Origin of the sequence: Leclercia sp. EC_58 (assembly GCF_019584355.1) — a bacterium.
In the GTDB taxonomy this organism is placed as follows: Bacteria; Pseudomonadota; Gammaproteobacteria; order Enterobacterales; family Enterobacteriaceae; genus Enterobacter.
The window spans coordinates 662,801-674,882 of record NZ_VDAM01000001.1 but is presented as its reverse complement, the minus strand read 5'-3'; the positions used below and the strand labels follow the sequence as shown (position 1 = coordinate 674,882).

Annotated in this window: 14 protein-coding genes, 2 tRNA genes, 2 rRNA genes and 1 other annotated feature; of the genes, 10 read left to right on the top strand and 8 right to left on the bottom strand. The window is 53.1% G+C overall.

What is annotated here, in order from left to right:
• Positions 1-4: 4 nt before the first annotated feature.
• Together fmt and def are read right to left on the bottom strand one after the other, a co-directional pair.
• On the bottom strand, positions 5-952 hold the full coding sequence (gene fmt / locus FHC51_RS03355) for a methionyl-tRNA formyltransferase (RefSeq protein ID WP_114385634.1): 948 nt from the start codon (positions 950-952) through the stop codon (positions 5-7).
• 25 nt (positions 953-977) lie between these two features.
• On the bottom strand, positions 978-1,487 hold the full coding sequence (gene def / locus FHC51_RS03350) for a peptide deformylase (RefSeq protein ID WP_220434897.1): 510 nt from the start codon (positions 1,485-1,487) through the stop codon (positions 978-980).
• A gap of 127 nt (positions 1,488-1,614) precedes the next feature.
• On the opposite strand from def, the gene dprA reads away from it, so the two are divergent.
• The 6 genes from dprA to FHC51_RS03320 are packed head-to-tail and all read left to right on the top strand — an operon-like array spanning position 1,615 to position 5,398.
• Positions 1,615-2,739, top strand: coding sequence for a DNA-protecting protein DprA (gene dprA / locus FHC51_RS03345; protein WP_220434896.1), 1,125 nt, complete (start codon positions 1,615-1,617; stop codon positions 2,737-2,739).
• Positions 2,711-3,184 carry a DUF494 family protein Smg gene (gene smg / locus FHC51_RS03340; protein ID WP_039032055.1) on the top strand — a complete coding sequence of 158 codons (474 nt, stop codon included), beginning with the start codon at positions 2,711-2,713 and terminating at the stop codon, positions 3,182-3,184. Before dprA ends, smg begins: the two co-directional genes overlap by 29 nt.
• Before the next feature lie 26 nt (positions 3,185-3,210).
• Positions 3,211-3,753, top strand: a complete 543-nt coding sequence (locus FHC51_RS03335; protein ID WP_103177257.1) for a type I DNA topoisomerase — start codon at positions 3,211-3,213, stop codon at positions 3,751-3,753.
• Positions 3,754-3,757: 4 nt separating this feature from the next.
• Complete coding sequence (gene tsaC, locus FHC51_RS03330; RefSeq protein ID WP_103825486.1) at positions 3,758-4,330, top strand: L-threonylcarbamoyladenylate synthase type 1 TsaC; 573 nt, start codon at positions 3,758-3,760, stop codon at positions 4,328-4,330.
• Positions 4,331-4,334: 4 nt separating this feature from the next.
• A complete protein-coding gene (aroE, locus tag FHC51_RS03325) occupies positions 4,335-5,153 on the top strand; it encodes a shikimate dehydrogenase (protein ID WP_220434895.1) in 819 nt (272 codons plus the stop codon).
• Positions 5,150-5,398, top strand: coding sequence for a DUF1488 domain-containing protein (locus FHC51_RS03320; protein WP_103177254.1), 249 nt, complete (start codon positions 5,150-5,152; stop codon positions 5,396-5,398). The genes aroE and FHC51_RS03320 overlap by 4 nt, the downstream gene beginning before the upstream one ends.
• On the opposite strand, the gene FHC51_RS03315 is transcribed toward FHC51_RS03320, so the two are convergent.
• On the bottom strand, positions 5,374-5,928 hold the full coding sequence (locus FHC51_RS03315) for a gamma carbonic anhydrase family protein (protein WP_220434894.1): 555 nt from the start codon (positions 5,926-5,928) through the stop codon (positions 5,374-5,376). The genes FHC51_RS03320 and FHC51_RS03315 overlap by 25 nt on opposite strands.
• A gap of 477 nt (positions 5,929-6,405) precedes the next feature.
• Positions 6,406-6,916, top strand: a sequence feature (16S ribosomal RNA rRNA prediction is too short).
• A 152-nt stretch (positions 6,917-7,068) separates the two neighbouring features.
• On the opposite strand from FHC51_RS03315, the gene FHC51_RS03310 reads away from it, so the two are divergent.
• The 4 genes from FHC51_RS03310 to rrf (FHC51_RS03295) all read left to right on the top strand — a co-directional run bounded on the left by FHC51_RS03310 (position 7,069) and on the right by rrf (FHC51_RS03295) (position 7,673).
• Positions 7,069-7,144, top strand: a tRNA-Ala gene (locus FHC51_RS03310).
• 164 nt (positions 7,145-7,308) lie between these two features.
• A 5S ribosomal RNA gene (rrf, locus tag FHC51_RS03305) occupies positions 7,309-7,424 on the top strand.
• A gap of 14 nt (positions 7,425-7,438) precedes the next feature.
• Positions 7,439-7,514: transfer RNA gene (locus FHC51_RS03300), tRNA-Thr, on the top strand.
• Between the two features lie 43 nt (positions 7,515-7,557).
• A 5S ribosomal RNA gene (gene rrf / locus FHC51_RS03295) occupies positions 7,558-7,673 on the top strand.
• Between the two features lie 101 nt (positions 7,674-7,774).
• On the opposite strand, the gene FHC51_RS03290 is transcribed toward rrf (FHC51_RS03295), so the two are convergent.
• The 5 genes from FHC51_RS03290 to FHC51_RS03270 all read right to left on the bottom strand — a co-directional run.
• Positions 7,775-8,533, bottom strand: coding sequence for an amino acid ABC transporter ATP-binding protein (locus FHC51_RS03290; protein ID WP_156239843.1), 759 nt, complete (start codon positions 8,531-8,533; stop codon positions 7,775-7,777).
• A 7-nt stretch (positions 8,534-8,540) separates the two neighbouring features.
• Positions 8,541-9,644 carry an amino acid ABC transporter permease gene (locus FHC51_RS03285; protein WP_220434893.1) on the bottom strand — a complete coding sequence of 368 codons (1,104 nt, stop codon included), beginning with the start codon at positions 9,642-9,644 and terminating at the stop codon, positions 8,541-8,543.
• A gap of 9 nt (positions 9,645-9,653) precedes the next feature.
• Positions 9,654-10,835: an amino acid ABC transporter permease gene (locus FHC51_RS03280; protein WP_220434892.1), complete on the bottom strand. Its 1,182-nt coding sequence runs from the start codon at positions 10,833-10,835 to the stop codon at positions 9,654-9,656.
• A gap of 68 nt (positions 10,836-10,903) precedes the next feature.
• The gene (locus FHC51_RS03275; protein WP_114316554.1) at positions 10,904-11,929 is read right to left on the bottom strand and encodes an amino acid ABC transporter substrate-binding protein; all 1,026 of its coding nucleotides are present in this window, start codon (positions 11,927-11,929) and stop codon (positions 10,904-10,906) included.
• Between the two features lie 57 nt (positions 11,930-11,986).
• Positions 11,987-12,082 (bottom strand): IS1 family transposase (locus FHC51_RS03270; protein WP_000851394.1); only part of this gene is annotated, 96 nt, incomplete at its 5' end.

Below are 12,082 nucleotides of genomic sequence, written 5' to 3'. Positions count from 1 at the left end.
GATCTCAGGCGAGACTGTTGCCAGGGGTAAACCATTCACGGCGGGAGTTAAGAAGGTCCTGCGCGCTCATGGCTTTTTTACCTGCTGGTTGTAAGGATTCCAGATTAAGGATCCCTTCAACTGTCGCGACCTGAATACCCTGTTTACTGGCTTCAATGATTGTTCCAGGTGCAGCGTGAGTTTGGCCATCAATCACGGAGGCCTTCCATACCTTCACCGGCTGTCCGTCTATCTCAAGCCAGCTCATTGGCCATGGATTGAAAGCCCGAATGCAGCGTTCAAGCTGAGCAGCAGGGAGAGTCCAGTCGAGGCGGGCCTCTTCTTTGCTGAGCTTTTCAGCATGGGTCACTAATGCTTCGTCCTGAACTTCTGGTTGAGCCCGATTCTCTGCAAGCTGTTGCAGTGTATCAATCAGCCCTTTTGGCCCAAGCTCTGCCAGTTTGTCATACAGGGTGGCACTGGTATCTTCGGCGGTAATAGGACAAGAGAGCTTATGCAGCATATCGCCAGTATCCAGCCCTACGTCCATTTGCATAATCGTCACGCCAGTATCGGCATCGCCAGCCCACAACGAACGCTGGATCGGCGCTGCGCCACGCCAGCGTGGGAGAAGTGAACCGTGGACATTAATGCAGCCCAGACGCGGCATATCAAGCACCGCTTTCGGCAGGATGAGGCCATACGCCACAACCACCATGACATCTGCATTTAACTGAGCAACCAACTGCTGATTTTCCTGCGGCCGTAACGAAGCAGGTTGAAAGACCGGTAAACCGTGCTCTTCAGCCAGGACTTTAACCGGGCTCGGCATCAATTTTTTACCACGGCCTGCCGGACGATCGGGCTGAGTAAACACGCCAACAACCTTATGACCAGACGACAACAGCGCGTCGAGATGACGCGCTGCGAAGTCAGGTGTTCCTGCAAAGATGATACGTAGTGATGTAGACACGTTATTCCTTGTATCCGGGGTCACATTAAGCGCGAGCGCGCATGCGATCCAGTTTCTCTACTTTCTGACGAATACGCTGCTGCTTCAGTGGAGAGAGATAATCGATAAACAGTTTACCGACCAGATGATCCATCTCATGCTGAATGCAGATGGCCAGCAGATCATCCGCTTCCAGTTCGAACGGCTTACCGTCGCGATCAAGCGCGCGGATTTTGACCTTTTCTGCACGCGGTACCAGTGCTCGCTGCTCAGGGATAGAGAGGCAGCCTTCTTCGATACCGGTTTCACCGCTTTTTTCCAGAAGCTCCGGGTTGATTAATACCAGGCGCCCGTCGCGGTTCTCAGAAACGTCGATCACAATGATGCGCTGGTGAATATCCACCTGAGTCGCCGCGAGACCGATGCCTTCTTCGGCGTACATCGTATCGAACATATCATCAATGATACGTTGAGTGTCTGCATTCACTTCTTTAACCGGCTCGGCGACTTTGCGAAGGCGCTCGTCCGGAATATGTAACACTTGCAAAACTGCCATATATTTCCAGAGTCGTATTCAGGAGTTGATAAGAATATAACCTCTATTCTAGACAAAACCCCCTCTGATTGACAGCATCAGTGACCAATCGCAAAGATTGCTATAGCGGCTTCTGGCAGGGGAAAGGATGACATCCACAGAGATTTGGCTACGCCTGATAAGCACAGGAGAGTTGTACGGCGACAAGATGGTGGCGATAGCGCAGCAGCTGCAGCGCGAACCCTATATTGATGGTGCTCTGCTGGTGGAAAGGGGGCTCACCCACAGGCAAAAGGAGAAGTTTTTATTGTTTTCACCGCGGGAACTCGACCGCAGTATGGCCTGGCTGGCCGGGCAGGGGCATCATCTGATATGTGCGGATAATGCCCTCTATCCTGAGCAGCTTCGCGCTATTGCCGATTACCCTGGGGCTTTGTTTGTTAAGGGGGAGCCCTCCGTGCTGTCGAGTCTGCAACTTGCCGTGGTCGGCAGCCGATCCCACTCCTGGTATGGAGAGCGTTGGGGCAAAGCGCTTTGTGAGCAGCTAGCCCAGGCGGGCCTGACGATTACCAGCGGGCTGGCCTGCGGCATCGATGGTATAGCGCATCGCGCTGCGCTCAACGTTAAAGGCAAAAGCGTCGCGGTGCTGGGCAACGGTCTGGCTGATGTCTATCCCCGTCGCCATTCGTCGCTGGCCATGCGTCTTGTTGAAAGCGGCGGTGCAGTGATCTCTGAGTTTTCACTCGCGACACCTCCCTGGCCGGGTAATTTCCCGCGACGTAACCGCATCATTAGCGGCCTCAGTCAGGGGGTGTTCGTTATCGAAGCGATGATAAGAAGCGGTTCTCTCGTTACCGCCAAATGCGCCCTTGAGCAGGGGCGTGAGGTCTTTGCATTACCGGGAGCCATTGGCAACCCGGGGAGTGAAGGTCCTCACTGGTTAATAAAGCAAGGGGCGACTCCCGTGACAACGGCAGAAGATATTCTGGAAACGTTGCAAAACGGACTGAGCTGGCTGCCAGAGGATCCCAAAAATTGGCTTTATTCTTCAGATCAGGACCAGGTAGCATTGCCATTTCCTGAGCTCCTGGCTAACGTAGGAGATGAGGTAACACCTGTTGACGTTGTCGCTGAACGTGCCGGCCAACCTGTGCCAGTAACGGTAGCACAGCTACTCGAACTGGAGTTAGCAGGATGGATCGCAGCTGTACCCGGCGGCTATGTCCGATTAAGGAGGGCAAGCCATGTTCGACGTACTCATGTATTTGTTTGAGACTTACATCCATAACGAAGCTGAAGCACGCGTGGATCAGGACAAACTCACACGCGATCTCACCGATGCAGGTTTCGAACGGGAAGATATCTACAACGCGTTAATATGGCTGGAAAAACTGGCTGATTATCAGGAAGGCCTTGCCGAACCGATGCAGTTAGTTTCCGATCCACTGTCTGTACGCATCTATACGGCTGAAGAGTGTGAAAGGCTGGATGCCAGTTGCCGGGGATTTATCTTATTCCTTGAGCAGATTCAGGTGCTGAACCTCGAAACACGAGAAATGGTGATAGAGCGCGTCATGGCGCTGGATACCGCAGAATTTGAGCTGGAGGACCTGAAGTGGGTCATTCTGATGGTTCTGTTCAATATTCCAGGGTGTGAAAATGCCTATCAGCAAATGGAAGAATTACTCTTTGAAGTGAATGAAGGTATGCTGCACTAATTCATTGTGCAGCACCAAGAGTTGTTATGGCCAAATCAGCACTATTTACGGTGCGTAAACATGAGTCCTGCCCGCAGTGTGGGGCAGAACTTGTTATCCGGTCCGGTAAACACGGGCCGTTTCTCGGTTGTTCACACTATCCAGAATGTGATTATGTCCGTCCCCTGAAAAATCAGGCGGACGGGCATATTGTTAAGATTCTGGAGGGACAAGCCTGCCCGCAATGCGGCGGGGATCTGGCGCTGCGTCAGGGGCGTTTTGGCATGTTTATTGGCTGCAGTCGCTATCCCGAATGTCATCACACCGAACAAATCGATAAACCTGATGAAACAGCCGTAGCCTGCCCGCAATGCGGCAGCGGTCATCTCGTGCAACGCCGTTCACGCTATGGTAAGACATTCCACTCCTGCGATCGTTATCCTGAATGTCAGTTTGTTACCAATTTCAAACCAGTGGCGGGCAGCTGTCCTGAGTGTCATTACCCGCTACTTATCGAGAAAAAAACGGCGCAAGGTATGAAGCGCTTCTGCGCCAGTAAACAATGTGGAAAGCCGGTTTCGGCGGAATAAAAAAGTGAAGAATAACCTGCAGTCAGGCTCCGTTGCGCATGCAGTGGATGTGCTGAAAAATGAAGAAGTCATCGCCTATCCAACAGAAGCGGTTTTTGGGGTGGGATGCGATCCCGACAGCGAAGTAGCCGTAACACGTCTCTTAACGCTTAAACAGCGCCCGGTAGAAAAAGGGCTGATTCTCATCGCCGCCAGTTTTGAACAGCTTAAACCTTATATAGATGATTCCATGTTGACGTCAGCGCAGCGTGAAACCATTTTCTCCTCCTGGCCCGGGCCGGTAACGTTTGTGTTTCCGGCGCTGCCGACAACGCCTCGATGGCTGACGGGGCGTTTTGACTCCCTTGCTGTTCGCGTGACGGACCATCCATTAGTTATCGAGCTATGTAATCGCTTTGGTAAACCGCTGGTCTCTACCAGCGCCAATCTGACGGGATTGCCTCCTTGCCGCACTGCAGAAGAGGTGTCAGCGCAGTTTGGCAGTGAGTTCCCGGTGGTCATCGGTGAAACCAGTGGTCGCCTGAACCCGTCAGAAATTCGTGATGCTTTGACCGGCGAACTTTTTCGCCAGGGGTAATCAGATGGAAGCGTACGCCGTTTTTGGTAATCCAGTTGCGCATAGCAAATCGCCGTTTATTCACCAACAGTTCGCACAGCAGTTGCATATCGATCACCCTTATGGCCGTGTGCTTGCACCCGTTGATGCCTTTGTGACGACGCTGGATGCTTTTTTCGCTGGTGGCGGAAAAGGGGCGAATGTCACCGTACCTTTTAAAGAAGAGGCATTCGGGCGCGCCGATGAGTTAACCGAGCGCGCCTCTCTTGCGGGAGCTGTGAATACGCTCAAGCGGCTTGAAGATGGCCGAATTCTAGGAGACAACACTGATGGCATTGGCCTGCTGAGCGATCTGGAACGTCTGTCATTTATCAAACCTGGCGCGCGTATTCTTTTGATTGGCGCGGGCGGCGCGGCGCGAGGTGTGATTTTACCTCTGCTCTCCCTGGATTGCGCAGTAACCATTACGAATCGTACCTACTCCCGGGCAGAAGAGTTGGCCGCTCTGTTTGCCCACACTGGCAGCATTCATGCGGTTGCCATGGACGCGCTAAGCGGTCATGAGTTTGATCTGATCGTTAATGCGACCTCAAGCGGCATTGGCGGCGATATTCCCGCCATTCCGGCGTCATTGATCAATGGACAGGTTAATTGCTATGACATGTTCTATCAGAAAGGCAAAACGCCTTTTCTGAGTTGGTGTGAACGGCAAGGCGCAAAACGAGTGGCTGATGGATTGGGGATGCTGGTGGGGCAGGCCGCGCATGCGGTGATGCTCTGGCACGGCGTGCTGCCGGAAGTGGAGCCGGTCATTGAAAAACTCAAACTGGAGCTATCGGCATGAACCAGGCGATCCAGTTCCCGGATCGAGAAAGCTGGGATGAAGATAAACAGGCAGTCTGTTTTCCCGCGCTGGTAAATGGCATGCAAATGATGTGTGCCATTGAAGGAAGAACGCTGGCGCGTCGTTTTGGCGATGGCCTGCCAATTGAGATGTTTCGTGAACATCGCTGGGATCTGGAAGAAGAAGCCAGCGATGCGATCCGCAAGGGGGACGAGGACGATCAAGGGTGGTTCTGGCTTTCCTGATCCAGATAGTCATTCTTCCATTTAACGTAGTTATTGGCTGAGTACTTTAACCCTTCTATTTCCGCTTCCGTCAGGGGGCGGATCTGTTTTACCGGACTTCCTAAATAGAGAAAGCCGCTCTCGAGCCGCTTGTTTTGCGGAACCAGGCTGCCAGCACCAATCATTACGTCATCTTCTACTACCACACCATCCAGCAAAATCGATCCCATGCCGACCAGAACGCGATTGCCGATCGTGCAGCCGTGCAACATCACTTTATGACCGACAGTAACCTCCTCACCAACGATCAGGGGATTACCTGCAGGGTTATAAGAAGATTTATGGGTGACATGCAACACGCTGCCATCCTGAATATTGGTACGGGCGCCGATAGCGACGTAATTCACATCTCCACGAATGGCAACCAGCGGCCAGATACTGACATCATCACCCAGCCGGACATCGCCAATGACCACGCTACTGCTGTCGATCATGACGCGATCGCCTTGTTTTGGGAAAAGATCTTTATAGGGACGGAGTACTGCAGACATATCAACCTCGACTGATGTGCATTCTTTTGATGACTTTGATCCTAATACGTAGCTTGATCAAGGGCCAATTACGTCATTATTTGAGCATATCGGATGGGATTTCAGCGGAAAGAACGAAAAAAGAACAGTCAGAAGAAAAGATCGAAAAAATGCTTGTGCTAAAAACTGGGATCCCTATAATGCGCCTCCATCGACACGGCGGATGTGAATCACTTCACACAGACAGCCGGGCCGGTTGAAGAGAAAAGCGAAAATAATCGCTTGACTCTGAAAGAGGAAAGCGTAATATACGCCACCTCGCAACGGTGAGCGAAAGCCGCGTTGCACTGCTCTTTAACAATTTATCAGACAATCTGTGTGGGCACTCAAAGTGACATGGATTCTTAATGTCCTCGGACAATAAATGAATACCAAGTCTCTGAGTGAACACGTAATTCATTACGAAGTTTAATTCACGAGCATCAAACTTAAATTGAAGAGTTTGATCATGGCTCAGATTGAACGCTGGCGGCAGGCCTAACACATGCAAGTCGAACGGTAGCACAGAGAGCTTGCTCTCGGGTGACGAGTGGCGGACGGGTGAGTAATGTCTGGGAAACTGCCTGATGGAGGGGGATAACTACTGGAAACGGTAGCTAATACCGCATAACGTCGCAAGACCAAAGAGGGGGACCTTCGGGCCTCTTGCCATCGGATGTGCCCAGATGGGATTAGCTAGTAGGTGGGGTAATGGCTCACCTAGGCGACGATCCCTAGCTGGTCTGAGAGGATGACCAGCCACACTGGAACTGAGACACGGTCCAGACTCCTACGGGAGGCAGCAGTGGGGAATATTGCACAATGGGCGCAAGCCTGATGCAGCCATGCCGCGTGTATGAAGAAGGCCTTCGGGTTGTAAAGTACTTTCAGCGAGGAGGAAGGCATGTCTGATGAAAATTAGCAGTAAAAAATCTCTGCAGGCTTGTAGCTCAGGTGGTTAGAGCGCACCCCTGATAAGGGTGAGGTCGGTGGTTCAAGTCCACTCAGGCCTACCAAATTCCTGCTGATGCTGCGTTGCGGCGACACTCACATACTTCAGTATGCTTCGTGTCACCACGCCTTGCCTCAACAGGAATTACGGTTGAAGAGATTGACCACGATGGGGCTATAGCTCAGCTGGGAGAGCGCCTGCCTTGCACGCAGGAGGTCTGCGGTTCGATCCCGCATAGCTCCACCATATTTACTGCGAAAACCTGAAAACTTCAGAGTGTACCTGCAAGGGTGCGCTGCGAAGTTTTGCTCTTTAAAAATCTGGATCAAGCTGAAAATTGAAACGACACACGTTAAGTGTGTTCGAGTCTCTCAAATTTTCACAACGCGAAGTGAAACAGCTTCGGGTTGTGAGGTTAATGTAGCGCGGTGGTCCCACCTGACCCCATGCCGAACTCAGAAGTGAAACGCCGTAGCGCCGATGGTAGTGTGGGGCCTCCCCATGCGAGAGTAGGGAACTGCCAGGCATCAAATTTAGCGTGCTGATATGGCTCAGTTGGTAGAGCGCACCCTTGGTAAGGGTGAGGTCCCCAGTTCGACTCTGGGTATCAGCACCACTTTATACTTAGGTTAAAGTTCGGCAAGAAGTAAAAGAATTTGTCTGGCGGCTGTAGCGCGGTGGTCCCACCTGACCCCATGCCGAACTCAGAAGTGAAACGCCGTAGCGCCGATGGTAGTGTGGGGTCTCCCCATGCGAGAGTAGGGAACTGCCAGACATCAATTAAGTGAAAAGGCCATCCGAAAGGATGGCCTTTTTGCATTTCTGCGTCACAAAAACCAGGGCCCGACGCGTACAGCGCCGCCGGGCCGATCAACGTTAGTGAATAACCTGTGACAAAAACGCGCGCGTACGTTCTGATTTTGGGTTAGAGAAAAATTCTTCCGGCGGTGCCTGCTCGACAATTTCTCCGCGATCCATAAAGATCACCCGGTCCGCCACGGTTCTGGCGAAGCCCATCTCGTGCGTGACGCAGAGCATGGTCATTCCCGATTCCGCCAGGCCTATCATCGTATCCAGAACCTCTTTCACCATCTCGGGATCGAGCGCTGAAGTCGGCTCATCAAACAGCATAATTTTAGGTTTCATGCACAGAGAGCGGGCGATGGCCACGCGTTGCTGCTGCCCGCCTGAGATCTGCCCCGGAAACTTATGAGCGTGTTCAGCAATGCGTACCCGCTCCAGATAGTGCATAGCAAGTGCCTCAGCTTCTTTTTTCGGCATTTTACGTACCCAGATGGGTGCGAGAGTACAGTTTTGCAGAACGGTCAGATGAGGGAATAAATTAAAATGCTGGAAGACCATGCCCACCTCCTGGCGAACACGCTCAACGTTGCGGATGTCGTCATTCAGCTCGATCCCATCCACCACAATCCGGCCTTGCTGATGCTCTTCCAGATGATTGATGCAGCGGATCGTTGTTGATTTACCCGAGCCTGAAGGCCCACAAAGGACAATACGCTCGCCTTGTTTCACCTTCAGGTTAATATTTTTCAGCACATGAAATTGCCCGTACCACTTATTCACGTTATCCAGCGTAATCATCGCGTCAGCGGGGGTCATAGTTATCTGGCTCATAGGTTCCTCAGTGCGGTGTACGCCCGGTGTTAAAGCGCTTTTCCAGATGCTGGCTGTAGCGCGACATGCTAAAACAGAAAATCCAGTAGATAAGTGCTGCAAAAACGTAGCCTTCTGTCGACATGCCCAGCCACGCCGGGTCGACGGTAGCCTGCTGCACGCTACTGAATAGATCGAATAATCCAATAATGATCACCAGACTGGTGTCCTTAAACAGCGCAATGATGGTGTTCACCAGGCCCGGGATCACCAGCTTCAGCGCCTGGGGAAGGATTACCAGTCCCTGCGTTTTCCAGTAACCCAGCGCCAGCGATTCGGCTGCTTCATACTGGCCCTTGGGGAGCGCCTGCAATCCGCCGCGCACGACCTCGGCAACATAAGCAGACTGGAACAGAATGACGCCAACCAGGGCGCGGATCAGCTTGTCGATGGTAGTGCCTTCCGCCATAAACAGCGGTAGCATCACGGAAGACATAAAGAGCACGGTGATAAGCGGAACGCCGCGCCAGAACTCAATAAAAATTACCGAGAGGACGCGCACGACCGGCATGGTTGAGCGGCGGCCTAGTGCCAGTAAAATCCCTAATGGCAATGCGCCGGCAATCCCTACCGAGGCGATAATCAGCGTCAGCGTCAGACCGCCCCACTGGCGGGTTTCAACGCGATCCAGCCCCAGCACGCCGCCATACAACAGCCCCCAGACGAGCAGGGGATAGATCACCGCCCAACAGACGATGTATCGTCCCCGATGGGGTAACCTCTTCCAGAACATGGGAACGACAGAAAGCAGCCCGATAACCAGCGCAAGGTTAATGCGCCAACGCTGATCGTGGGGATAGAGCCCATACATAAACTGGCCGAAGCGCTGATGAATAAAGACCCAGCAGGCTCCCTCTTTTGTGCAATCGGCGCGGGTGGTACCGATCCAGTTAGCCTGCAAAAATGCCCAGTTAATGAGCGGCGGGATAAGCTCCCACATCAGCCAGAAGCAGAACAGGGTGAGCAAACTGTTGCTCCAGCTGGAGAACAGGTTTTTACGAGCCCAGTTAATGATGCGTCCGTTGCCGGTTGTGGCCGGACGCGCAGGGTGAGACAAGACCGCTTTTGTCATCATGGTTCCTTAGCGTTCAACCAGCGCGATACGACGGTTGTAGATATTCATCAACAGTGAAATGGTCAGGCTAATAATCAGGTAGACCGACATCGTAATGGCAATGGTTTCTATTGCCTGGCCGGTCTGGTTAAGAACGGTTCCGGCAAACAACGAGACCATATCGGGATAGCCGATCGCCGCCGCGAGAGAGGAGTTTTTCACGATGTTGAGATACTGGCTGGTCAGCGGAGGGATGATCACCCGCAAGGCCTGGGGGATGATGACCTGGCGCAGAGTGACCGGATTGGGAAGCCCAAGGGAGCGAGCAGCCTCATGCTGACCATGGGGAACGGCCTGAATACCGGCGCGAATAATCTCTGCGATAAAGGCCGAGGTATAGATGGAAAGCGCCAGCGTCAGGGCGGCCAGTTCCGGGATCAATACCATGCCGCCGCGGAAGTTAAACCCCTTCAGCTGCGGAACATCCCAGTGCATTGCCGGGCCGGCTATTGTATGCGTCAGCCACGGCAGGATCACCACTAAAGCCAGGGTGACGGGCCAGGTGCGCCGTAGCTGCCCGGTTTTAATCTGATGCATGCGGTTGTAGCGAAACAGCGCAACCGAAACGCCAATTACGCACGCCAACGCGGCCAGCAATGCCAGCATCCCTTCGGCAATCTGCGGCGCGGGGATATAGAGGCCGCGGTTGCTTAAAAAGGCCAGATCGAACGCATCCACCGCCTGACGGGGGCCAGGCAGGTTGCGCAGGACGGCGAAATACCAGAAGAAGATCTGCAGCAGCGGGGGAATGTTACGGAAGGTCTCGATATAAAACGTGGAGAGCTTACGCAGCAGCCAGTTATCCGAGAGACGCGCGAGCCCGAGGAAAAAGCCCAGCAGAGAAGCAAACACAATGCATAACGCTGAAACCAGCAGGGTATTCATCAGGCCGACAAGGAATACGCGGCCATAGGTATCGCCTTCACCGTAATCAATTAAGTGCTGAACAATGCCAAACCCTGCACTACGGTCAAGGAAGGCAAAGCCCGACGTAATGCCGCGTGTGCTGAGGTTGGTAACAGTGTTGTGGAACAGGTAGATCGCGACGGCCAGGACAGCGAGAACAGCGAGGATCTGAAACAGCCAGGCGCGAACCGCAGGATTAGAAAAGGAGAGAGCTCCTTTCAGGGCTAAGCGGCGATGGAACATATAAAACCTCGGGTAACCATGACTCTGGACTGGGCACTGCGCTGGCAGTGCCCGTTACAGCAAGATGCTTAGCGTACTGGCGGCGCGTATTGAATGCCGCCATTGTTCCAGAGGTTGTTCTGCCCACGGCTGATCTTCAGCGCGCTCTCAGATCCAACGTTACGCTCGAAGATCTCCGCGTAGTTACCCACCTTTTTAATGATGTTGTACGCCCATTTGTTATCCAGCTTCAGATCCTTGCCGTAATCTCCTTCTTTGCCCAGCAGATGGGCCATATCAGGCGTGGCCGGATTAGCTGCCTTCTCATCGACGTTCTTCGAGTTGACACCCATCTCTTCCGCGTTGAGCATGGCGAACAGCGTCCAGCGAACGACAGCGTTCCATTCATCATCCCCGCGACGGACGACCGGCCCCAGCGGCTCTTTGGAGATCACTTCTGGCAGGACGATCCATTCCGCCGGATTACTCAGCTTGATCCGCAGCGCATAAAGCTGAGACTGATCCGAGGCCAGGGTATCGCAGCGGCCGGACTCCAGCGCTTTGGCGGATTCGTCAGAGCGGTCAAAGGTCACTGGCGTATATTTCATGTTGTTGGCTTTGAAATAGTCGGCGACGTTCAGTTCAGTATCCGTACCCGCCTGGATACAGACGGTGGCACCATCCAGCTCTTTCGCACTTTTGAGACCCGCTTTATTGTGCGTCAGGAAACCAATGCCGTCGTAATAGGTCACACCGGTGAAGGTCATTCCCATCCCGGTATCACGGGATGAGGTCCAGGTGGTATTACGCGAAAGCATATCCACTTCGCCGGATTGCAGGGCAGTAAAGCGCTCTTTCGCCGTCAGCGGGGTATATTTCACTTTGGTGTCGTCGCCGAATACCGCAGCGGCAACGCCACGGCACACGTCAACATCAATACCGGAGAACTTACCGTTGGCGTCGGCGTAAGAGAAACCAGGCAGACCGTCACTGATCCCGCATTGCACAAACCCTTTTTGTTTAACTGCATCCAGAGTGGCACCCGCCTGAGCCTGGCCGGTCATTGCAATGAGCACACCTGCAGCGGCGAGGCTGGCCATCATCATCTTTTTCATAATGCATCCTGTGTAGCGAAAAATTATCGTTATAGTGAGGCGGGTAATGACTCCAACTTACTGATAGTGTTTTATGTTCAGATAATGCCCGATGACCTTGTCATGCAGCTCCACCGATTTTGAGAACGACAGTGACTTCCGTCCCAGCCTTGC

Coding starts and splice junctions, on each gene's coding strand:
- def (WP_220434897.1), bottom strand. CDS start 1,487: ATGGCAGTTTTGCAAGTGTTACATATTCCGGACGAGCGCCTTCGCAAA.
- dprA (WP_220434896.1), top strand. CDS start 1,615: ATGACATCCACAGAGATTTGGCTACGCCTGATAAGCACAGGAGAGTTG.
- smg (WP_039032055.1), top strand. CDS start 2,711: ATGTTCGACGTACTCATGTATTTGTTTGAGACTTACATCCATAACGAA.
- FHC51_RS03335 (WP_103177257.1), top strand. CDS start 3,211: ATGGCCAAATCAGCACTATTTACGGTGCGTAAACATGAGTCCTGCCCG.
- aroE (WP_220434895.1), top strand. CDS start 4,335: ATGGAAGCGTACGCCGTTTTTGGTAATCCAGTTGCGCATAGCAAATCG.
- FHC51_RS03320 (WP_103177254.1), top strand. CDS start 5,150: ATGAACCAGGCGATCCAGTTCCCGGATCGAGAAAGCTGGGATGAAGAT.
- FHC51_RS03315 (WP_220434894.1), bottom strand. CDS start 5,928: ATGTCTGCAGTACTCCGTCCCTATAAAGATCTTTTCCCAAAACAAGGC.
- FHC51_RS03290 (WP_156239843.1), bottom strand. CDS start 8,533: ATGAGCCAGATAACTATGACCCCCGCTGACGCGATGATTACGCTGGAT.
- FHC51_RS03285 (WP_220434893.1), bottom strand. CDS start 9,644: ATGACAAAAGCGGTCTTGTCTCACCCTGCGCGTCCGGCCACAACCGGC.
- FHC51_RS03280 (WP_220434892.1), bottom strand. CDS start 10,835: ATGTTCCATCGCCGCTTAGCCCTGAAAGGAGCTCTCTCCTTTTCTAAT.
- FHC51_RS03275 (WP_114316554.1), bottom strand. CDS start 11,929: ATGAAAAAGATGATGATGGCCAGCCTCGCCGCTGCAGGTGTGCTCATT.